Source organism: Allobosea sp. NPDC055332 (assembly GCF_053645455.1).
This window is the reverse complement of record NZ_JBSHMO010000005.1, coordinates 596,986-617,291: the sequence shown is the minus strand read 5'-3', so window position 1 is coordinate 617,291 and position 20,306 is coordinate 596,986. Positions and strand designations below refer to the sequence as shown.

The following is a 20,306-nucleotide window of genomic DNA, read 5'->3' as shown; positions in this document are numbered from 1 at the left end:
GGAGCCTTAGCTGGTCGTTCAGACGACCTGGTTGAGCAACTCGCCTTCGCCGCGCTCCAGCCGGCCGAGATTATCGATGAGGACATCGATGACGTTTTTCTCGTATGCGCGGGTCTCGCCGGCGCTGTGAGGCGTCAGCAGCACCTGCGGCATTCCCCAGAGCGGCGAGGCAGCCGGCAGCGGCTCCTCATAGACGCAGTCGATGCCGGCGCCGGCGATGCGGCCGGCCTCGAGCGCCGCGATCAGCGCCGGCTCGTCGACGACGCGGCCACGCGCGACATTGATCAGATAGGCTGAAGGCTTCATCGCCGCGAGTGCTGCGGCATCGATCAGCCCTTCCGTCTCCGGCGTCAGTGGGCAGGTCAGCGCAACGAAATCAGCTTCGGCAAGCGCCTTGTGTAAATCAGACGGCGGCACGATCCGCTCGACATTCGGCTCCGAGCCCGGCCGGCGGCGCACGCCGATGACGCGCATGCCGAAGGCCGAGGCGATCGCCGCGAGCCTGAGGCCGATGCGGCCGAGCCCGACGATCACCAGCGTGCGGCCGCCGAGCTCATCCTCGCGGCGGGAGCGATCGCCGATCATCGGCCGCCAGTATGCCTTCGCCTGGTTGTCGCGGGCGAGATGAAGCTGGCGCGCCAGCGCCAGGATCAGCGAGATCGCATGCTCAGCCACGGCGCGTTCGTTGGCACCCTGGGCGCTGGCGAGCGGGATGCCCGCCGCAGCCAGCTTCTGCTTGTCGAACTGGTCGGTGCCGGCGCTGATCGACTGGATGAAGCGCAGCTTGCCCAAGCCATCCAGGATCTCGTTGCGCCAGAGGCCGGAGACAACCAGGACGTCGGCCTCCGCCGCGCGGGCCTTGAGATCGTCGACGGTCCGGACCTCGAAGCTCGCCGCCGCGCCATTGCGAGCGAGATACTCGTCGCGCAGTTGATAGGCCGCATGGGCGAAGCCGATGGTGAGGGCGGACTGCTTCGGCCAGGGCTGCATGCGTCTTATCTCCGGATCGCTGGAATTGCCCGACGATAGCGTCGGGGCGCCGCTTCGTCCCGCACTCCCCCGCATGCGCCGGCTGCAGGGATCGCGCAGCAAGGCTCAGGCCGGCGCGAGCGCCCGTGCCAACCGCACCCAGGCCATCTCGTCCCCTGGCAAGCCGAAGCGCAGGCGCGAGCGATCGTGCTGGAAGCGGCGGACATAGATGCCGGCGCGGCCAAGCCGCTCGAACAGGTCCGGCGCCTGCGATGTTTCAAGCAAACGATAGAGCACCGTGCCGCCGATCATCCGGCCAAGCGGGACGAGAAGATCATCGAGACGCCTGCTGTCGGCAGCGCGGGCCTCGCCTGCTGCCGACAGCCACTCCGCATCGCCGAGCGCGACCGCTCCGACATGCAGCGCTGGCCCCGCCACGGCCCAGGGGCCGAGCATCACCTGCAAGGCGTCGGTAAAGTGCGTCTCACCGACCGCGAAGCCGAGCCTGAGGCCCGCCAGCCCATAGGCCTTGCCGAAGGAGCGCAACACCAACGCCCCCTTCGGCAGGATCGGCAACAGGCTCATCTCGGGCGCAAAGTCGGCAAAGGCCTCATCGACCACCAGCAGGCCGCCTTGCGCCGCGAGCGCACCGGCCAGCCTGACCAGCGTTTCCTGTGCAACGATGCGCCCGTCCGGATTGTTCGGGTTGACCAGCACGACGACATTGGCATCGCCGGCTTCGACGAAATCATCGATCTCGCGCACCGTCGCTCCCGCCTTGCGCCAGGCCGGCGCATGCTCGCCATAGGTCGGCCCAAGCACGGCGACATTCGCGGCCGGGACCAGACGCGGCAGCAATTCGATCAGGATCTGCGTGCCGGGCGCCGCGACGATGCCGCTTTCAGCGCGAATCCGGTAGGCCTTGCGGGCCGCTGACAGCAGCGCCGACTCCTCCGCCTTGCCCGGCAGGCGTTGCCACAGGCTTAACGGCAGCTCCGGAAGCGGATAGGGGATCGGGTTGATACCGGTCGAGAGATCGATCCAGGGTTTTGGCGCCTGCGGAAACAGCGCCTGGGCCGTGGCGAGATCGCCGCCATGCCAGATCGCTTCCTTCGTCTCCCCAGCCGCCATGTCGCTCTCCGCAAGCCTGCCGCTCCTCCTCGCCGCCCTCCTGATCGAGGCGGCGATCGGCTATCCGGCGCGCCTGTTCGCATGGATCGGCCATCCCGTCACCTGGATCGGCGCGCTGATCGGCTGGCTGGACCGCAGCCTCAACCGCGAAGCCATGAGCTTCGCGATGCGGCGAATGGCCGGCGTCGCTGCGCTCCTGATTCTGCTTGGGGTGACGCTCGCAGTTTCGCTTGGGCTGGTCGCGCTCTGTCGCCTCGCTGCACCGTTCGCCCTGCTGCCACTGGCATTCCTGGCCTCGTCTCTGCTCGCCCAGCGCAGCCTGCACGAGCATGTCGCCCGCGTCGCTGAGGGACTGGAGCAAGGCGGCCTCACCGGCGGGCGCGAGGCGGTCGCGATGATCGTTGGTCGTGATCCGGAGAGCCTCGACAAAGCCGGCGTCGCCCGCGCCGCGATCGAGAGCCTCTCCGAGAATTTTTCCGACGGCATCGTCGCGCCGGCCTTCTGGCTCGGCCTCGGCGGCCTGCCGGGCGGGGCGCTCTACAAGGCGATCAACACCGCCGATTCGATGATCGGCCACAAATCGCCGCGATACCTCGCCTTCGGCTGGGCGGCGGCGCGGCTCGACGATCTCGTCAATCTGCCGGCTTCGCGGCTGACCGCCTTGCTACTGACTGCCGCCGCGGCGCTCGACCGGCAGGCCGATGCCGGCGCGGCCTGGCGCGCGGTTCGCCGTGATGCCGGACGCCACCGCTCGCCCAATGCCGGCTGGCCGGAAGCGGCGATGGCGGGTGCCCTCGGCCTGCGATTGGCCGGCCCACGCATCTACGGTGCGGTCAGGGTCGAGGATGGCTGGATGGGCGATGGCCGGGCGGAAGCAACCGCCGCAGATATCCGACGGGCGCTCGCCCTCTACCGGCGCGCCTGCCTGCTGCTCTGGGGGCTGGCAGGAATTGGAAGCGCGGCTGCGCTCGCCCTCTAGAACTCGATCCCCTCCTGCGCCTTCACGCCGGCGGCGAAATGATGCTTCACCAGCGTCATCTCGGTGACCAGATCGGCGGCCTCGATCAGCTCCGGCTTGGCGTTGCGGCCAGTGACGACGATGTGGAGGTCGGGTCGGCGGGCCTGCAGCACCGCCACCACCTCGGCCAGCGGCAGGTAATCGTAGCGCAGGGCGATGTTGAGCTCGTCCAGCACCAGGAGCCGGATGCTCTCATCCGCCATCAACTCCCTGGCTTTCTCGAACGCTCGCGTCGCGGCGGCGATGTCGCGGGCCTTGTCCTGCGTCTCCCAGGTGAAGCCCTCGCCCATGGAATGCCAGGAGACCTGGTCGCCGAAGGCGTCCAGCGCCTTGCGCTCGCCGGTCGACCACGCGCCCTTGATGAACTGTACGACGCCGATGCGCCAGCCATGGCCGAGCGCGCGCAGGATCAGGCCGAAGGCGGCGGTCGACTTGCCCTTGCCCGGGCCGGTGTTGACGATCAGCAGGCCCTTTTCCAGCGCCTTGCCGGCGACCTTGGCGTCCTGCACCGCCTTGCGCTTTTCCATCTTCGCCTTGTGGCGGGCGGCGTCCTCGGCCTCGTTCGTCATCGCGTCACTTCACCTGCATCGGCAATCCGGCGACCATGAAGACCACGCGCCCGGCCTGCGCCGCAAGCCGCTGATGCAGGCGGCCGGCCTCGTCGCGAAAGCGCCGGGCGAGCGCATTGTCCGGCACGATGCCGAGGCCGACCTCGTTGGAGACCAGTACCACCGGCGCACTCGCCTCGCGGCAAGCCGCCACGAGCTCGCCGGTCGCGATCGCGATGTCGCGCTCGGCCAGCAGCAGATTGGTCAGCCAGAGCGTCAGACAGTCAACCAGGATGGGTTGCCCGACACGCGCATTGCGGATCGCCTCGGGCAGCGCGACCGGCGCATCGACCGTCAGCCAGTCGCGCGAGCGCCTGGCGCGATGCTCGGCGATGCGGGCGCGCATCTCGTCGTCATAGGCCTGGGCGGTGGCGATATAGGTCCAGGGCGCCGGCAGAGCCTCGATCAGCGCCTCGGCATGACGGCTCTTGCCGGAACGGGCGCCGCCAAGGACGAGGGTGAGCGGAGGGAGGGTCATGTCTACCATTCGCTTTCAAGGATCATCGTGCATTGCACAGCACCGCGCCTGTGGCTAATGATCGTCGATGACGGTGCCTCGACAACGAGGTGAAAAGGGAACGCGGTGAAGGACCGCGGCTGCCCCCGCAACTGTAAGCGGCGCGTCCTGCGCCATCGGCCACTGGGTTTCCCGGGAAGGCGGAGCAGGACACCAAGCCGTGAGCCAGGAGACCTGCCGTCTTTCGATGTCGTCCAGCAGGCTGCCGGTGGGGTGGCCAAGGAGAACCAGATGAATACGGCTACCGTCACCAGCCAGGCCAGCGTTTCGGAGCGGGCGAAAGCCGTCGCTGCCGCGCTGATCCTCGGCTTCGTGCTGATCTACACCGTCGGCTTCGCTGCCTCGTCCACTGTCCACAACGCGGCGCACGACACCCGTCACGGCCTCGCTTTTCCCTGTCATTGAGGGGAAGCACATGGTCACGCGTGTTCTCACGGTCAGCATTCTGGCCGGGCTTCTGGCTGGGCTGCTGATCTCGGCGCTCCAGCACGTCACCACCACCCCGCTGATCCTCAAGGCCGAGACCTATGAGGCGGCTTTGCGTGCGCCGAGCGGGCCGGTGCAGGCCGCGTTCTCGGGCGAGGCCCGCATCCAGCTCGCGCATAACGACCCGAAAGCCGGGGCCGAGCACACCGGCGAGCATGAATGGAAGCCGCAGGACGGCCTGCAGCGCACCGCCTTAACCAGCCTGGTGACGATCGGTACTGCGATCGGCTTCGCCGCCCTGCTTCTTGCCGGGATGATCGCCGCGAACGAACATATCGACCAGCGCCGGGCCTTGGCCTGGGCCGTCTGCGGCTTCCTCGCCTTCGGGCTCGCCCCGGCGATGGGGCTGGCGCCCGAATTGCCGGGCTCCGCCGCGGCCGAACTGCAGCACCGCCAGCTCTGGTGGCTGCTCACGGCGGTGGTCACCGCCGGCGCGCTCTTCGTCTTCCTGCGGGTCGAAGCCTCCTGGGCGCGGGCGCTCGCCGTACTGGCGCTACTGCTGCCGCATCTGATCGGTGCGCCGCATCCGGCCGCGCCGGAGAGCAAGGTGCCGGCCGAGATCGCCGCGCATTTCGCCGCGCTCTCGCTCGCCATCCAGGCCGCGCTCTGGCTCGTCACCGGCTTTGCCGTCGGCGTGCTCTGGCCTTGGGCCACGCGCCGCAGCACCGCCACCGCGGTCGCCTGACGCCTCGCGCGGCCGACCACGGCCGCGCCAGCCCAAGGAGGCGTTTTGATGCTCGAAGGCGATCTCGCTTTCGCGACGCAAGTCCGGCAGGAACCGGGCTGCACCATCCATGTCTGCACCGTCTGCCGGCGCCAGCGCGAGGATCTGCCGGAAGGCTATGACCAACCCGGCATCGGCCTTGCGGCAGCGCTCTCCGAGCGCATGGCCGGCAGCGGCATCGCCGTCATCCCGGTCGAATGCCTCTCCGTCTGCAAGCGGCCCTGCACGATCGCGCTCGCGGCCGAGGGCAAGTGGACCTATCTGATCGGCGATCTCGACGCCGGTCTTCATCTCGACGAGATCGTCAGCGGGGCGGAGAAATTCGCCGCCAGCGCTAACGGCATCGTTCCCTGGAAAGAAAGACCCGCTCCGTTCCGCAAGGGCGTGGTCGCGCGCGTGCCTCCCCTGCCGCGCACACAAGGATCAAACGAATGAACGCTCCCCAGACCACGACGCTCGGCAAGGTGCCGTGCACGATCATCACCGGCTTCCTCGGCGCCGGCAAAACCACCCTCGTCCGGCATCTGCTCGAGAACGCCGGCGGCAAGCGCCTCGCCGTTCTCGTCAACGAGTTCGGCGATCTCGGCTTCGACGGCTCCTTCATCGCCGGCTGCGGCATCGAAGGCTGCACGCAGGACGACATCGTCGAACTGCCGAACGGTTGCATCTGCTGCACCGTCGCCGACGACTTCGTGCCGGCGCTGGAAAAGCTGCTGAACCGGGAAAACCCGCCGCAGCACATCCTGATCGAGACCTCCGGCCTCGCTCTGCCGAAGCCGCTGGTCAAGGCCTTCAACTGGCCGGCGATCCGCTCGCGCGTCACCGTCGACGGCGTCATCGCCGTGGTCGACGGGCCGGCGGTGGCCGAGGGCCAGTTCGCCGACGATCCCGAGGCGCTGAAGGCGCAGGCCGCGCAGGACCAGGCGGTCGATCACGACAACCCGCTGGAGGAGGTGTTCGAGGACCAGATCCTCTGCGCCGACTTGATCCTGCTCAACAAGAGCGACCTCGTCGACGCCGAAGGGCGCGAGCGCGTCAAGGCCGAGATCGCCCAGCACCTGCCCAAGGCGATCAAGGTGGTCGAGACCGCCCATGGCAAGGTCGAGCCGGCGCTGATCATCGGGCTGGGAGCCGCAGCCGAAGCCGATCTGGCGGCGCGTCCCTCGCATCACGGCGAGGGCGAGGATCACGACCACGACGATTTCGACAGCGTCGCGCTGCCGCTGCCGCAGGCCGGCTCGCCGGAGGAACTCGTCGCCCGTGTCGCCAAGGCGGCCGAGGCCGAGGGCGTGCTGCGCCTCAAGGGTTTTGCCGGCATTCCCGGCAAGCCGATGCGGCTCGTGGTGCAGGGCGTCGGCCGGCGCGTTGGCCACCACTACGACCGGGCCTGGGGCGCCAATGAGCCGCGCGACGGCCGGCTCGTGGTGATCGGCCTCAAGGGCTTCGACCGCGCCGCCGTGGAAGCGGCGCTCGCCGGCTGATGCGATGCATCTTCTCCCGACCAGCGAAGTGAGGCTCGACGACGGCGAAGACGCCGTCGACCTCGCTTTGCCGCCGGGAGACCTCGTCGTCCTCTCCTTCAGCGACAGCGACCTCTCGGCACTGGCGGCGGCCGCGCCCGATAGCGGGCTGACCTTGCGCCTCGTGCCGCTCCGGCGCTTCAAGCACCCGCTCTCGATCGACCTGCTGATCGAGAAGACCCTCGCCAGCTCGCGCTTCGTGCTGCTGCGCTGCCTCGGCGGGCTCGACTATCTCCGTTACGGCGTGGAGCAGATCGCCGCCGCCTGCCGGCAGCATGGCGTCGCTCTGGCGGTCTTGCCGGGCGATGACCGGGCGGACGAGCGGCTCGCCGGATATGGCACAGTGCCATCGGAGTTCGCTGCAGACCTGCTCGGCCATTTCCATGCCGGTGGTGGTGCCGAGAACATGCGGCGGTTGCTGGCGCGGGTCGACGGCTATCTCGCCGCGCTGCCCTCATCCGACCCGGCTGCGCTGGGCCACCTTTTCCCCCGAGAGGAGAAGGATCAGCCAACGAAAGGCGAGGCGGCTGCGTCAGCCTCCTTCTCCCTCCGGGGGAGAAGGTCCCGGCAGGGGGATGAGGGCCGGCGCGACCTTGCGCCAGTTGCACTCCCAACGCTCTTCGCCCTCGGCCCAAACGCCGCGCCCCTGCCTTGGCGGGAAGCACTCTCCGCCCTGCCGGCCGACACCTCGCTCGTTCCCATCCTCGTCTACCGCTCCGGCGTCGCTGCCGGAGACACGGCGATGGTCGAGGCTATCGCGTCAGCTCTCGCCGAGTGCGACCTCAGCCCACTCCCGCTCGCTCTGACCAGCTTGAAGGACGCAAGCGTTGCGGCCGAGCTCGCCGCGTTGATAGCGACGCGCAAGCCGGCCCTGATCGTCACCACCACCGCCTTCTCGGCTCGCGACGGCGACGGCTTCGTGCTCGACGCTGCCGATTGCCCGATCCTGCAGGCCGTGCCGGTCGGCAGCGTGCGCGAGGCCTGGGAGGCATCGCCGCGCGGGCTCTCCGCCGCCGACCTTACCATGCAGGCGGCGCTGCCGGAGTTCGACGGAAGGCTGGGAGCCATCCCTGTCGCCTTCAAGGAGGAGATCGCCGATCCGGCAACCAGCCTGACATTGCGGCGGCTCACACCGGATGCCGATTGCATCGCCGCTCTCGCCGACCTCGCAGCGAACTGGGTCGCGCTCGGCAGCAAGCCGCGTGGCGAGCGGCAGCTCGTGCTGGTGATGTCCGACTATCCCGCCCGCGGCGGCCGTGCCGGCTTCGCCGTCGGCCTCGACACGCCAGCGAGCGCGCTGGCTATCCGGGAGTTGCTGGGTGGGGCGGGTTATGATGTCGGCGGCAACGCCGCCACCCCTAACAGCCCTCATCATGAGGAGCCGCGCAGCGGCGTCTCGAAGGATGACCCCGCACGCTCTGGAGCATCCTTCGAGACGCGGCCTTCGGCCGCTCCTCAGGATGAGGGCTGGAAATTGATGCAGGCACTCACCGAAGGCCCGGCTGACTTCACCGTCCCGCTCGCCAGCTACCGCGCCTGGCTCGCCAGCATCCCGGCCGCTGCGCGCGAAGCCCTCATCGCAAGCCAGGGCCAACCCGAAACCGACCCCACCTGCGGCGGCGAGGCTTTCCATTTCCGGCTCGTACGTTTCGGCAAGCTCGCCATCGCGCTGCAGCCGCCGCGCGATGCCTCGCCCGATCGCAAGGCGCGCTATCACGATCCCGACGCGCCGCCGGGCCATGCCTATCTCGCCTTCTATCTCGGCCTGCGCGAGGTATTCGGCGCCGATGCGCTGATCCATCTGGGCACCCATGGCACGACCGAATGGCTGCCCGGCAAGGCCGTGGCGCTCTCGGCTGCCTGCTGGCCGCGGCTCGCGGTCGGCGCGCTGCCGGTGATCTACCCTTATGTCGTCGATGATCCCGGCGAGGCGGCGCCGGCCAAGCGCCGGCTCTCGGCCCTGACGCTCGGCCATCTGCCGCCGCCGCTGGCGAGCCAAGATACCGCCGGCGAGGCGGCACTGCTGCGCGACCTCGTCGAGGAATACTCGCAGGCGCAGGTGCTCGACCCACGCCGGGCCGAGCTGGTGGCGCGCGAGATTCTCGACCGGGCGGAGCGCACCGGCCTCGCCGCAGCGAGCGGCGTCACGCCTGATCAGGACATGGCGAGCGCGCTTGCGGCACTCGACGCTCATCTCTGCGACCTCGCCGAGACCGCCTTTCGCGACGGGCTCCATGTCTTCGGGCATTCCGACGCTGACCCGGCCTCCGCCGTGAACGAGCGAAACAACCTGCTGAAGGCGCTCGATGCCGGCTTTGTGCCGCCGGGCCCGGCCGGCGCGCCGCATCGCGGCCGGCCCGATGTGCTGCCGAGCGGGCGCAATCTCTCGACGCTCGACCCGCGCGCCCTGCCGACCCGCTCGGCCGCCAGGCTCGGCGCCAAGGCTGCCGAGGCCGTGATCGCCCGCCACCTCCAGGACGAGGGCGACTATCCGCGCCGGATCGTCATGGATCTCTGGGCCTCGCCGACCTTGCGCTCGGGCGGCGAGGACATCGCCCATGCCCTGCACCTGATGGGGGCCGAACCGCTCTGGGACCATGGCTCGACCCGCGTCACCGGCTTTGCGATCATCCCACAGGCCAAGCTCGCTGCGCCGCGCGCCGACGTCACCATCCGCATCTCCGGCGCCTTCCGAGACACCTTCCCGGCGCAGATCGCTCTGCTCGATTCAGCCGCGCGCGCCGTCGCCGCGCTCGACGAACCGGATGAGTGGAACGAGCCCGCCGCAGCCCACCGCCGCGGCGAGGCAGGAGCGCGCATCTTCGGCGCGGCGCCCGGCCGCTATGGTGCCGCCATGGCCAACCGGGCGCTCGACGGCGACTGGCAGGCGCGCGCCGAACTGGGCGAGGCCTATCTCGCTGCCACCAGCCACGCCTATGGCGGGCCGGATGGCACAGCCTCGCCCGACGACAGCTTCACCGCCCGGGTCAAGGAGGCTGAGGCCTTCGTCCATGTCAGCGACACCGCCGGCCGCGACATATTGGAAGCGACCAGCGCCGCCGACGTGATCGGCGGCTTCGTCGCGGCGATGCAAGCTGAAGGCGGCAAGGCGGCGCTCTACAGCCTCGACACCTCCGATCCGCAGAAGCCGAAGGCGAGGACGCTGGCCGAGGACGTCTCGCGCATCGTCCATGGCCGGCTTTGTCATCCCCGCTGGATCGCGAGCCATCTCGCCCATGGCTGGCGCGGCGCGGCAGAGCTGGCGGAGGCGGTCGATGCGCTCTTCGTCTATGCGGCTGCTACAGATGCCGTCTCGGACGGCCTTTTCGACGCGGTGTTCCAGGCCTATTGCGGCGATCCCGCCATCTGGCAGGCGCTGGAGCAGGCGAATGCGCCAGCCGCCGCCTCGATCCGCTCCCGCCTCTCCGAAGCGCAGGAGCGTGGGCTCTGGACAAGCCGATCGAACTCGGCAGCGATGCTCTCGGGCCGGGCGGCGGCGGAATGAGCGCCCCGGCTCGCGAGGCGATGCGGCGCGGCTGGTGCCCCGGCACCTTGCGGCCGATGCCGACCGGCGACGGGTTGCTGGTGCGCCTGCATCCGCCGCACAATGCGCTGACGCCGGACCAGCTCGCTTATGTCGCCGAATTGGCGAGCCGCCACGGCAACGGCCAGATCGAGATTTCCGGACGTGGCAATCTGCAATTGCGCGGCATTCGCGAGGAGGCGCATCCGGCGCTGGTCGAGGATCTGCTCGAAGCGGGCCTCGTCGACGAAGCCGAGGGCGACGGCCCGAACCGGCTGGTGCTGTCGTCCCCGCTCGCCGGCCGGGCGGCTGACGAACTGCTCGACGCCGCCGCTCTGGCTGAGGCAGTCGAGCGTGCCGGGCGCAACGTCGTCGGCCTGCCGGCGAAGTTCTTGATCATAGTGGATGGCGGCGGCACATTGGCGCTCGATGGCTTCGCGGCCGATCTCAAGCTGCAAGCCTTCGCGGCCGATGCGGTCGCATTCGCCTTTTCGGGCGGCCACTGGTTCGGGCCCGTTGCGCCTGGGAAGACACCAACACTGACCGCCCGTTTGCTCGACGGCTTCGCCGCCGTGAGCAGGCAGGGCTCAGGACAAATTCGTCGCATGCGCGATCTTAAGCCGGACCAGCTCATTACGCTGGCCGCGTCTTGCGGACTCAGGCCGATGGCGACGCCACCCGGCCGGCCCAAGCCTGCCGCCGTCGGCCTCGTCGTCGAACAAGAGAACACGATTGCCGTGCTGGCCAGCCTGCCTTTTGGCCGGACCGATGCAAAAGGCCTTCGCCGGATCGCCGACCTCGCCAACACCGCCAATATCGAAGAGATCAGAGTATCGCCCTGGCGTGGCCTCGCCTTCTGCGGCCTCCCAGCCGACGCAGCCCGTGTCTTGCAGGAAGCGTTGCGCAGCGAAGGCCTGATCGTCGAGGCGGACGATCAGCGCCTGGCGGTTTCGGCCTGCGCCGGTGCGCCTGCCTGCTCGCGCGGCGAAGCAACGACGCTGGCCGATGCCGCGGTCCTCGCACAAGCGATCGCGCCGCTCCTCGCCGACGGCCTCCGTCTCCACGTCTCCGGCTGCGCCAAGTCCTGTGCCCATCCCGGCAACGCCGACCTCACGCTGGTCGGCCGCGACGGGCGCTATGACGTGATCCTCGCCGGCGGGACCAACGACACCGCGATCGCCCATCTTTCGCTGACGGAACTTGTGCGCCGGCTCGAACCGGGTCAGGACATCCGCGCGCGCCTGGAAGCGGCGCGCCACTAGAAGCAGGTTGGAAGTTGAGCACGCGTCACGCCTATATCCGCGACGGAGCCGCGATCTATGAGCGCTCCTTCGCCATCATCCGAGCCGAATCCGACCTGTCGCGTTTTTCGGGGACGGCCGAGCGCGTCGTCGTCAGGATGATCCATGCCTGCGGCATGACCGACCTGCCCAGGGACGTCGTGATGTCGCCGGATTTCGCCGAAGCCGCCGAGGCGGCGCTGGCGAAGGGCGCGCCAATCCTTTGCGATGCCCGCATGGTCGCCGACGGCGTCACCCGCACGCGCCTGCCGGCGAAGAACGAGGTGATCTGCACGCTGCCCGACGCTTCTGTGCCGAAGCTCGCCGAAGAGATGGGCACGACGCGCTCGGCCGCGGCGATGGAGCTCTGGCGCCCGCACCTGGCCGGTTCCGTGGTCGTGATCGGCAATGCACCGACCTCGCTGTTCCGCCTGCTCGACATGCTTGACGAAGGGGCGCCGAAGCCCGCGGCGGTGATCGGCATCCCCGTCGGCTTCGTCGGTGCAGCCGAATCGAAGGAGGCACTGGCGCAGGATGGGCGCGTGCCTTTCCTCGTCGTGCACGGCCGGCGCGGCGGCTCGGCCATGGCGGCCGCTGCGGTGAACGCGCTGGCGCAGGTGAAGGAATGAGCAGCGTGAGCGTTGAGGCACCCCGCACCCTGCTCTACGGCGTCGGCCTCGGCCCCGGCGATCCCGACTACATGACCGTGCGGGCCCGCGACATCATCCTCAAGGCCGACCGTCTCGTCCATTTCTGCAAGCGCGGCCGGCGCGGCAATGCCCGCGTCACCGCCGATGCCGTCATCGCGCCCGATGCCACCCGCGAGATCGAGCTCGCCTTCCCGGTTACGATCGAGGTGCCGGTCGAGGACGAAGGCTATACCAGCCCGATAGCCGCGTTCTATGACGAGGCTGCCGAGCAGCTCGCCGGCGAGATGGCGGCCGGCCGCAGCGTCGCCGTGCTCTGCGATGGCGACCCCTTCTTCTACGGCTCCTTCATGCATCTGTGGCGGCGTCTCGCCCACCGCTTCCCGACCGAGGTCGTGCCGGGTGTCACTGGCATGGCCGGCGCCTGGGCCCGCGCCGACGCCCCGATCAGCTGGGGCGACGATGTGATGACGGTGGTGCCGGGCACGCTCGCCGAAGGCGAATTGACCCGCCGCCTCGCCGACACCGACGCCGCCGTGATCATGAAGCTCGGCCGCAACCTGCCAAAAGTGCGCCGCGCGCTGCAGGCGGCGGGGCTGATCAACCGCGCCATCTATGTCGAGCGCGCCACCATGGCCGGGCAGGTGGTGACCCGTCTCGCCGAGAAGCCCGACGACGAGGCGCCCTATTTCTCGATGATCCTCGTTCCCGGCGAGGGGCGGCGGCTGTGAGCGGCTCACTCGCCATCATCGGCCTCGGCCCCGGCGAGGCGCGTTATCTCACGCCCTCCGCACTGGCCGCGCTCGAAGCCGCCAGCGACCTGATCGGTTACGGGCCCTATCTCGACCGCGTCCCGGCGCGTGCGGGCCAGACCAAGCACGCTTCCGACAACCGCGTCGAGGTCGAGCGCGCCCGTCATGCGCTGACGCTGGCTGCCGAGGGCAAGGCGGTCGCGGTCGTCTCGGGCGGCGATCCCGGCGTCTTCGCCATGGCGGCGGCAGTGTTCGAGGCGCTGGAAGCGGGTGAAGCGGACTGGCGCAGGCTCCCCATCAGCGTCGAGCCCGGCATCACCGCCATGCTGGCGGCTGCGGCCAAGGCCGGCGCGCCGCTCGGCGGCGATTTCTGCGCGATCTCGCTCTCCGACAATCTCAAGCCCTGGGACGTGATCACGGCGCGGCTCACTGCTGCGCTGTCGGCCGATTTCGTGATCTGCCTCTACAACCCGATCTCGAAGGCGCGGCCCTGGCAGCTCGGCAAGGCGCTGGAGTTGGCGGCGACGATCCGCGCGGCGGAGACGCCGGTGATCTTCGCCCGCGCCGTCGGGCGCCCCGATGAGAGCCTGCGCATCCTGACGCTGGCCGAGGCCATTGCGGCAGCCGAGACCGCCGACATGGCGACCCTGGTGATGATCGGCGCCAGCGCGACGCGCCTGATCGCCCGCGAGGGCGAAAACCCGATCGTCTATACGCCGCGCTCGGTGACGAAAAGCCCCTGCGTCACCAGCCAGGGCAGGACCTGATCGATATGCTCGACGGTCTCGACATCGGGCTTGGGCGGCCGCTCGACCATGATCACCGGCAAGGAGAGCCGACGCGCGGCGACGAGCTTGCCGAGCGTCATCGGCCCGCCGGCATTCTTGCTGACCAGGACCTCGGTGCCCTCCTCCCGCATCAGCTTCTCCTCGGCCTCGGCCTCGAACGGCCCGCGCTGCTGCAGCACCTTGGCATTCGGCAGCGGCAGATCGCTCACAGGCTCGATCACGCGGATCAGGTATTCGTGCTGCGGGGCTGCGAAGAAGTGGGGCAATTCGAGCCGACCGATGGTCAGGAAGACCCGGCGCGGCTCATCGCCGAGCGCCTCGACGGCAGCGTCGATGTCGGGCACGCTCTTCCAGCGGTCGCCGTTCTGCGGCTTCCAGCTTTCGCGCCGGATCGCCAGCAGCGGCACGCCTTCCGCCTTGCAGGCCGCTTCGGCGTGATAGGGCATGATCGCGGCGAAGGGGTGGGTCGCATCGATGACGGCGACGACACCCTCGTCGAGCAGATATTGCCGGAGGCCGGCAATGCCGCCGAAACCGCCGGTGCGGGTCGGCAGGGACAAGGGGCGCGGGTCGGAGGTATGACCCGCGAGCGAGATCACGGCGCGAATTTCGGGTGCCTGTTCGGCCAGGAGCTGATCGAGTGCAGCCGCTTCGCTGGTGCCGCCGAGGATGAGGACCGTCATGGAACAGTTTTCGCCTGAAACGACCAAACTGTCGAGCACGCCGCCCGGACCCTGGCTTTCGCTGGTCGGTCTCGGCGAGGATGGCCGCGCCGGGCTCTGCGCCGAAGCGCTGGCCGCACTGGAGAGTGCCGAGATCGTCTTCGGCGGCGAGCGCCACCTCAAATTGATCGGCGATGTGCCCGGCGAGGCCCGGCCCTGGCCGCAGCCTTTCCGCAACGCGCTACCGGCGATCCTGGCCGAAAAGGGCCGCAATGTCTGCGTGCTCGCGACCAGCGACCCGTTCCATTACGGCATCGGCGCCGGGCTGACCAAAGCGGTGCCGGCGGCGGAAATGCGCGTCATCCCGCAGCTCTCCTCCTTCTCGATGGCCTGCACGCGGATGCGCTGGCCGCAGGAGGAATGCGGGCTGGTCTCGCTGCATGGCCGTGCCCTTCAGAGGATCATCCCTTTTCTCCAGCCGGGCGCGCGGGTGCTGGCACTGTCCTGGGACGATTCGACGCCGCTCGCCGTGGCCCAATTGATGAGCGCCCGCGGCTTCGGCGAAAGCACGATCACCGTGCTGGAAACGATCGGCGGTCCGAACGAGCGTATCCGCGAGGCCCGTGCCGACGCCTTCGCGCTGGATGGCATCGTGCCGCTCAACCTGCTGGCGATCGAGGTTGTCGCCAGCCGCGACGCCCGCATTCTGCCGCTGGCGACCGGGCTCTCCGACGACTGGTTCGAGCATGACGGCCAGCTCACCAAGGCCGACATCCGCGCGATCACGCTGTCGGCGCTGGCGCCACGCGCCGGTGAACTGCTCTGGGACATCGGCGCCGGCTCCGGCTCGATCGGCATCGAGTGGAGCCTGCGCCATCGCCACAACCGCGCCATCGCCTTCGAGGAGCGGCCGGAGCGCGCCGCCCGCATCGCCCGCAACCGGCTGGCGCTCGGCGCGCCGCCGCTCGAAGTCGTCGAAGGCAAGGCGCCAGAGAGCTTCGCCGGAAAAGCCTCGCCGGACGCCGTCTTCATCGGCGGCGGGCTGACCGATCCCGGCGTCTTCGAAGCCGCCTTCGCGGCGTTGAAGCCGCGTGGGCGGCTGGTCGCGAACGCGGTGACGATCGAGGGCGAAGCCAGGCTCGCCGGGCTCTTCTCGGTCCATGGCGGAAACCTGCGCCGCATCGGCGTCTCGCATCTCGACCCGATCGGGACGATGCATGGCTGGCGCGCCGCGATGGCGGTGACGCAGTGGCGGGTGGTGAAGCCGTGAGCGACATCACCGCCGGCATCGGCCTGCGCCCAGGCACGTCGGAGGCCGATATCGAGGCCTGCCTGACGCAGACGCTGGCCGCAGCCAACCTGGCAGCGGATGCGATCAAGCGCCTCGCCACGCTGGCCTCGCGCCGCGACGAACCGGGCCTCGCCGCGGTGGCACAGGCGCATGACCTCATCCTCGTCGCCATTCCCGACGAAGCACTCGCCGGCTTCGAGGCCGCCTGCGCAACGCGCTCGACCCGGATTTCCGGGCTCTATGGCGTCGGCTCGGTGGCGGAGGCAGCAGCGCTGGCGGCAGCCGGGCCAGGCGCCATCCTGATCCAGCCGCGCATCGCCACCGCCCGCGTCACCTGCGCGCTTGCCCGGAGCATGGCGTGACCGTCCATTTCATCGGCGCCGGCCCAGGCGCGGTCGATCTCATCACCCTGCGCGGACGCGAGCTGATCGGCTCATGCCCGGTCTGCCTCTATGCGGGCTCGCTAATCCCCAAGGCGATGCTCGGCTGGTGCCCGCCCGGCGCGCGCATCGTCGACACCGCCCCGCTCGATCTCGACGCGATCGTCGCCGAAATCCAGACCGCCCATGCCGAAGGCAAGGACGTCGCCCGCCTCCATTCCGGTGACATCTCGATCTGGAGCGCCACGGGTGAGCAGATGCGCCGGCTCGATCAGCTCGGCATTCCCTACGAGATCACGCCCGGCGTGCCGGCCTTCGCCGCCGCTGCCGCGGCTCTAAAGCGCGAACTGACGCTGCCCGGCGTCGCGCAATCGCTGGTGCTGACCCGCACCTCCGGTCGCGCTTCGGCCATGCCGGAAAAGGAGAAGCTGGCGACCTTCGCGGCCTCGGGGGCGACGCTCGCCATCCATCTCTCGATCCATGTGATCGAGCAGGTCGTTGCGGGCCTCGCGCCCTTCTACGGCGCGGACTGCCCGGTCGCGATCGTCTTCCGCGCCTCCTGGCCGGACGAGCACATCCTGCGAGGGCGGCTTGCCGACATCGCCGATCAGGTCAAGGCGGCCGAGCTGGAGCGAACCGCTCTGATCCTGGTCGGCCCAGCGCTGGCGGCGCAGGATTTCTCCGAGAGCGCGCTCTATTCGACCGGCTATGACCGCCGCTTCCGGCCGCGCGGAGGCCAGGAATGACGGCCAAGGGCCTGCTCATCGCCGCACCGCGCTCCGGCTCGGGCAAGACCACGATCACGCTCGGCCTGCAGCGAGCACTCACTCGCCGCGGCCTCAAGGTTCGCGGGCTGAAATGCGGACCTGATTATATCGACCCGGCCTTCCACGCCGCCGCGACCGGTGCCTCCAGCGCCAATCTCGACAGCTACGCGATGCCGGATGCGCTGCTCGGCCAGATCGCCAATGCGGCGGCCGCAGCGGCAGACATCATCGTCGCCGAAGGCTCGATGGGGCTGTTCGACGGCGTACCCGGCCTCGACGGGCATACCGGCGCCAGCGCCGACATCGCCGCCCTGCTCGGCTGGCCGGTCGTGCTCGTCATCGACGTCTCCGGGCAGGCGCAATCGGCCGGGGCGGTGGCGCTCGGCTGCATGGCCTATGACGAGCGCATCCGCGTCGCCGGCGTGATCCTCAACAAGGTCGCGAGCGAACGGCATCGAAGGCTCGCTGCAGCCGGCATGGAAAGGATCGGATTGCCCGTGTTCGGCGCCCTGCCGCGCGAGGCGAGCCTGATCCTGCCCGAACGCCATCTCGGCCTCGTCCAGGCCGGCGAGACCGAGGATCTGCACCAGCGCCTCGATGCACTAGCCGACGCCGTCGCGGCGGCAGTCGATCTCGACGCGGTGATCGCGGCTGCCGGTGTGACCTCTTTGCCGGCTTCCAGGCATCAGACGATCCCGCTGCCCACGCCGGGCAGGCGCCTCGCCATCGCCCGCGACGCCGCCTTCAGCTTCGTCTACCCGCATGTCGAGGCGGGTTGGCGGGCGCAAGGGACCGAGCTCGTGCCGTTCTCGCCGCTCGCCCACGAGCCGCCTCCAGAGGGCTGCGACGCCTGCTGGCTGCCGGGCGGCTATCCCGAACTGCATGCCGGGCGACTTGCAGCTGCCTCGCACTTTCTCGACGGGCTGCGCGATTTTGCCCGGACCCGCCCGGTCCATGGCGAGTGCGGCGGCTATATGGTGCTGGGCAAGAGCCTGATCGATGCCGACGGCGTCAGCCATGCCATGGCCGGGCTGCTCTCGGTCGAGACCAGCTTCGCCAGGCGCAAGATGAATCTCGGCTATCGCAACGCGATGCTTGCCGTTGACGGGCCGCTCGGCCACGCCGGCACGCAACTCAGCGGCCACGAGTTCCACTATGCGACTGTGATCTCGCAAGGCGAGGACCCGCCTTTCGCGGAGATCACGGACCCGCACGGCTCGGCTCCGGCACCCGCCGGCAGCCGCCGCGGCCTGACCTCCGGCTCCTTCTTCCACGCGATCGCGGTCCGGGAGGGGACGTGACCGCGCCGCCCGTCTTCGACGACGGTTTTCGCGACAAGCTCGGCGAGCTGATCGCCTGGCGCCGCGATGTCAGGCGCTTCCGGCGTGAGCCGGTGCCGGACAAGCTGCTGACGAAGCTGCTCGATCAGATGCAGCTCTCACCCTCGGTCGGACATTCGCAACCCTGGCGCTGGCTCAGCGTGGACGATCCCGGTCAACGCGCCGCGGTGCAGGAGAGCTTTTCCCGCTGCAATGCCGAGGCGCTCACTGACTACGAAGACGAGCGTGCGGCGCTCTATGCGCGCCTCAAGCTCGAGGGTCTGCGCGAGGCACCGGTGCAGTTCGCGGTGTTCTGCGACCACGGCACGCCGCAGGGCCATGGCCTCGGCCGGCGGACCATGCCGGAGATGCTGGATTATTCGGTCGTGGCCGCGATCACGCAGTTCTGGCTCGCTGCGCGCGCCCATGAGCTCGGCCTCGGCTGGGTCTCGATCCTGGACCCCGCCGAGATCGCGGCCATCGTCGCAGCGCCGCCGGAGTGGAAGCTGATCGGCTATCTCTGCCTCGGCTATCCCGAAGAGGAGCACGAGGTGCCGGAGCTCGTCCGCGCCGGCTGGGAGAGCGATCCGCGGCTCGCCGAGCGCAGCTAAGCGGCCCGCGCACCGCGCAGGCCGAGCGCCGTCAGGATCGCGAGCACGGCCGTACCGCCGACCAGCCCGGCCGCTGAAGGCCAGCCCAAGGCTTCGATGACGCCGCCGATGGCGACGGGGCCGACGACCTGGCCCAGATTGCTGCCCTGCATCAGCAGGCCGATGACCACAGGCGTCAACGCAGCCGTCGGCGCCAGCACCGGTGCCGACGACAGCAGCGTCGCAGGAATGATCCCGCCCACCATCGAGAACAGCACGCAAAGCAGGAAGGTCGCGGTGTCCGGCAGCAGGCCGAGGAAGATGCCGATGGCGCACAACCCCATCACCAGGCTCGCGAAGACGATCAGGCCGACACGCGAGACCCCGCGCACCAGCAGCATGCCTGCGGCGAGGTTGCCGATGATGTTGACGGCACTGGCAAGCGCACTGAGCACGCCTGCCGTCGCGAGCGAAACCTGCATGCGCTGCATCAGCAGCACCGGCAGAAAGCTGAACAGGGCGAAGAACATCAGCGCATAGAGCGCGAAGGTGAGAGCCAGCAACAGCGGCCCGCGCGCACTCAGTACCGCGCCAGCATCGCTGGCAAGAGCCGCCCAGGACGACGAAGCGCCGCTGTCGGACGTCGGCACCACCAGCATCGTCAGCACGATCGCGGCAACCGCGAGTGCGCCGGTGATCTGCCAGATCATGCGCCAATCGGTCAGCCAGAGCCCGGCGAGCATGGCGAGTGCGATGCCGGTCGCCATGAAACAGCTCCATAGCGCCATGGCAATGTCGCGGTGCGCCGGACTGGCGGCTCGCTGGAGGATCGCCGGCCCGGCGATGGTGATCAGCAGGAAGCCGAGCCCCTCGACAACCCGTGAGGCGAGCAGCATCGGGAAGCGCGGCGCCGTCGCGCCGAGGAAGGCGCCGGCAGCCACCGCCAGCAGCCCAAGCAGGAAGACGCGCCGCGCACCGAGGCCGATCGCAAGCGTACCTACCGGGATGCCGCCGACCATGCCGAGTACGGCGAAGATCGAGGCGAGCCAGCCGAGCGTGCCCAGGTCCAGTCCGAACTCGGCCTGGACCAGCGGCATCGCGATCGCGGCCTTGCCGACCTGCAGCGCCGCGACGATGCCGCCCGCGACAACGACCGCGACGGCAAGCCAATCGGTCCTGGCGGCCGGCATTGCAGCGGCCGCCGTCATGGGCGCGATCTCGAGACGATGATCTCAGCGGAATAATCAGCCATGCTCTGTTCCTTGGATGGCGCTACGGCGTCGCCCGGAGATGTGGTTTCCTGCCGATCTCGAAAAGTGAGATAATTGGCATCA

Annotated in this window: 21 protein-coding genes and 1 riboswitch; of the genes, 15 read left to right on the top strand and 6 right to left on the bottom strand. The window is 69.4% G+C overall.

Annotated features, from left to right (window positions below):
* Positions 1-18: 18 nt before the first annotated feature.
* Together ACWIGM_RS28465 and cobD are read right to left on the bottom strand one after the other, a co-directional pair.
* The gene (locus ACWIGM_RS28465) at positions 19-990 is read right to left on the bottom strand and encodes a D-2-hydroxyacid dehydrogenase (RefSeq protein WP_454029330.1); all 972 of its coding nucleotides are present in this window, start codon (positions 988-990) and stop codon (positions 19-21) included.
* 105 nt (positions 991-1,095) lie between these two features.
* A complete protein-coding gene (gene cobD, locus ACWIGM_RS28460; RefSeq protein WP_454029329.1) occupies positions 1,096-2,100 on the bottom strand; it encodes a threonine-phosphate decarboxylase CobD in 1,005 nt (334 codons plus the stop codon).
* On the opposite strand from cobD, the gene cbiB reads away from it, so the two are divergent.
* Positions 2,099-3,079, top strand: coding sequence for an adenosylcobinamide-phosphate synthase CbiB (gene cbiB / locus ACWIGM_RS28455; RefSeq protein WP_454029328.1), 981 nt, complete (start codon positions 2,099-2,101; stop codon positions 3,077-3,079). The genes cobD and cbiB overlap by 2 nt on opposite strands.
* On the opposite strand, the gene cobO is transcribed toward cbiB, so the two are convergent.
* Entirely contained in the window at positions 3,076-3,687 is a 612-nt protein-coding gene (gene cobO, locus ACWIGM_RS28450; protein ID WP_454029327.1) for a cob(I)yrinic acid a,c-diamide adenosyltransferase, read from the bottom strand. The genes cbiB and cobO overlap by 4 nt on opposite strands.
* Positions 3,688-3,691: 4 nt before the next feature.
* Positions 3,692-4,204 (bottom strand): bifunctional adenosylcobinamide kinase/adenosylcobinamide-phosphate guanylyltransferase, encoded by a 513-nt coding sequence (gene cobU, locus ACWIGM_RS28445; RefSeq protein ID WP_454029326.1) that lies wholly within the window; start codon positions 4,202-4,204, stop codon positions 3,692-3,694.
* Between the two features lie 55 nt (positions 4,205-4,259).
* Positions 4,260-4,439: riboswitch (cobalamin riboswitch) on the top strand.
* 35 nt (positions 4,440-4,474) lie between these two features.
* Here cobU and ACWIGM_RS28440 point away from each other — a divergent pair.
* Genes ACWIGM_RS28440 through cobJ form a run of 9 tightly spaced genes read left to right on the top strand, consistent with a single transcriptional unit; the run spans position 4,475 to position 13,942 of the window.
* Positions 4,475-4,648, top strand: a complete 174-nt coding sequence (locus tag ACWIGM_RS28440) for a CbtB domain-containing protein (RefSeq protein WP_082613285.1) — start codon at positions 4,475-4,477, stop codon at positions 4,646-4,648.
* Between the two features lie 10 nt (positions 4,649-4,658).
* Entirely contained in the window at positions 4,659-5,414 is a 756-nt protein-coding gene (locus tag ACWIGM_RS28435) for a CbtA family protein (RefSeq protein WP_454029325.1), read from the top strand.
* Between the two features lie 48 nt (positions 5,415-5,462).
* Positions 5,463-5,888 carry a DUF1636 family protein gene (locus ACWIGM_RS28430; RefSeq protein WP_454029324.1) on the top strand — a complete coding sequence of 142 codons (426 nt, stop codon included), beginning with the start codon at positions 5,463-5,465 and terminating at the stop codon, positions 5,886-5,888.
* Entirely contained in the window at positions 5,885-6,934 is a 1,050-nt protein-coding gene (gene cobW / locus ACWIGM_RS28425) for a cobalamin biosynthesis protein CobW (RefSeq protein ID WP_454029323.1), read from the top strand. Before ACWIGM_RS28430 ends, cobW begins: the two co-directional genes overlap by 4 nt.
* Before the next feature lie 4 nt (positions 6,935-6,938).
* On the top strand, positions 6,939-10,478 hold the full coding sequence (gene cobN, locus ACWIGM_RS28420; RefSeq protein ID WP_454029322.1) for a cobaltochelatase subunit CobN: 3,540 nt from the start codon (positions 6,939-6,941) through the stop codon (positions 10,476-10,478).
* Positions 10,475-11,758 (top strand): precorrin-3B synthase, encoded by a 1,284-nt coding sequence (cobG, locus tag ACWIGM_RS28415; protein ID WP_454029321.1) that lies wholly within the window; start codon positions 10,475-10,477, stop codon positions 11,756-11,758. The genes cobN and cobG overlap by 4 nt, the downstream gene beginning before the upstream one ends.
* Positions 11,759-11,772: 14 nt before the next feature.
* Positions 11,773-12,405 (top strand): precorrin-8X methylmutase, encoded by a 633-nt coding sequence (locus ACWIGM_RS28410; RefSeq protein ID WP_454029320.1) that lies wholly within the window; start codon positions 11,773-11,775, stop codon positions 12,403-12,405.
* Positions 12,402-13,154 carry a precorrin-2 C(20)-methyltransferase gene (locus ACWIGM_RS28405; protein WP_454029319.1) on the top strand — a complete coding sequence of 251 codons (753 nt, stop codon included), beginning with the start codon at positions 12,402-12,404 and terminating at the stop codon, positions 13,152-13,154. The genes ACWIGM_RS28410 and ACWIGM_RS28405 overlap by 4 nt, the downstream gene beginning before the upstream one ends.
* Positions 13,151-13,942, top strand: coding sequence for a precorrin-3B C(17)-methyltransferase (gene cobJ, locus ACWIGM_RS28400; RefSeq protein WP_454029318.1), 792 nt, complete (start codon positions 13,151-13,153; stop codon positions 13,940-13,942). Before ACWIGM_RS28405 ends, cobJ begins: the two co-directional genes overlap by 4 nt.
* On the opposite strand, the gene ACWIGM_RS28395 is transcribed toward cobJ, so the two are convergent.
* On the bottom strand, positions 13,885-14,646 hold the full coding sequence (locus ACWIGM_RS28395) for a cobalt-precorrin-6A reductase (protein ID WP_454029317.1): 762 nt from the start codon (positions 14,644-14,646) through the stop codon (positions 13,885-13,887). The two genes, cobJ and ACWIGM_RS28395, sit on opposite strands and share 58 nt — an antisense overlap.
* Here ACWIGM_RS28395 and cbiE point away from each other — a divergent pair.
* From cbiE to bluB, 5 genes are read left to right on the top strand one after another with little or no spacing between them, the layout of a single operon-like run.
* Complete coding sequence (gene cbiE / locus ACWIGM_RS28390; RefSeq protein ID WP_454029316.1) at positions 14,645-15,895, top strand: precorrin-6y C5,15-methyltransferase (decarboxylating) subunit CbiE; 1,251 nt, start codon at positions 14,645-14,647, stop codon at positions 15,893-15,895. The two genes, ACWIGM_RS28395 and cbiE, sit on opposite strands and share 2 nt — an antisense overlap.
* Positions 15,892-16,278 (top strand): cobalamin biosynthesis protein, encoded by a 387-nt coding sequence (locus ACWIGM_RS28385; RefSeq protein WP_454029315.1) that lies wholly within the window; start codon positions 15,892-15,894, stop codon positions 16,276-16,278. The genes cbiE and ACWIGM_RS28385 overlap by 4 nt, the downstream gene beginning before the upstream one ends.
* A complete protein-coding gene (cobM, locus tag ACWIGM_RS28380; protein WP_454029314.1) occupies positions 16,275-17,042 on the top strand; it encodes a precorrin-4 C(11)-methyltransferase in 768 nt (255 codons plus the stop codon). Before ACWIGM_RS28385 ends, cobM begins: the two co-directional genes overlap by 4 nt.
* Positions 17,039-18,364: a cobyrinate a,c-diamide synthase gene (locus ACWIGM_RS28375; protein ID WP_454029313.1), complete on the top strand. Its 1,326-nt coding sequence runs from the start codon at positions 17,039-17,041 to the stop codon at positions 18,362-18,364. Before cobM ends, ACWIGM_RS28375 begins: the two co-directional genes overlap by 4 nt.
* On the top strand, positions 18,361-18,993 hold the full coding sequence (gene bluB, locus ACWIGM_RS28370; RefSeq protein WP_454029312.1) for a 5,6-dimethylbenzimidazole synthase: 633 nt from the start codon (positions 18,361-18,363) through the stop codon (positions 18,991-18,993). The genes ACWIGM_RS28375 and bluB overlap by 4 nt, the downstream gene beginning before the upstream one ends.
* Here the strand turns inward: bluB and ACWIGM_RS28365 are convergent.
* Complete coding sequence (locus tag ACWIGM_RS28365; RefSeq protein ID WP_454029311.1) at positions 18,990-20,180, bottom strand: MFS transporter; 1,191 nt, start codon at positions 20,178-20,180, stop codon at positions 18,990-18,992. The genes bluB and ACWIGM_RS28365 overlap by 4 nt on opposite strands.
* Between the last annotated feature and the right edge of the window lie 126 nt (positions 20,181-20,306).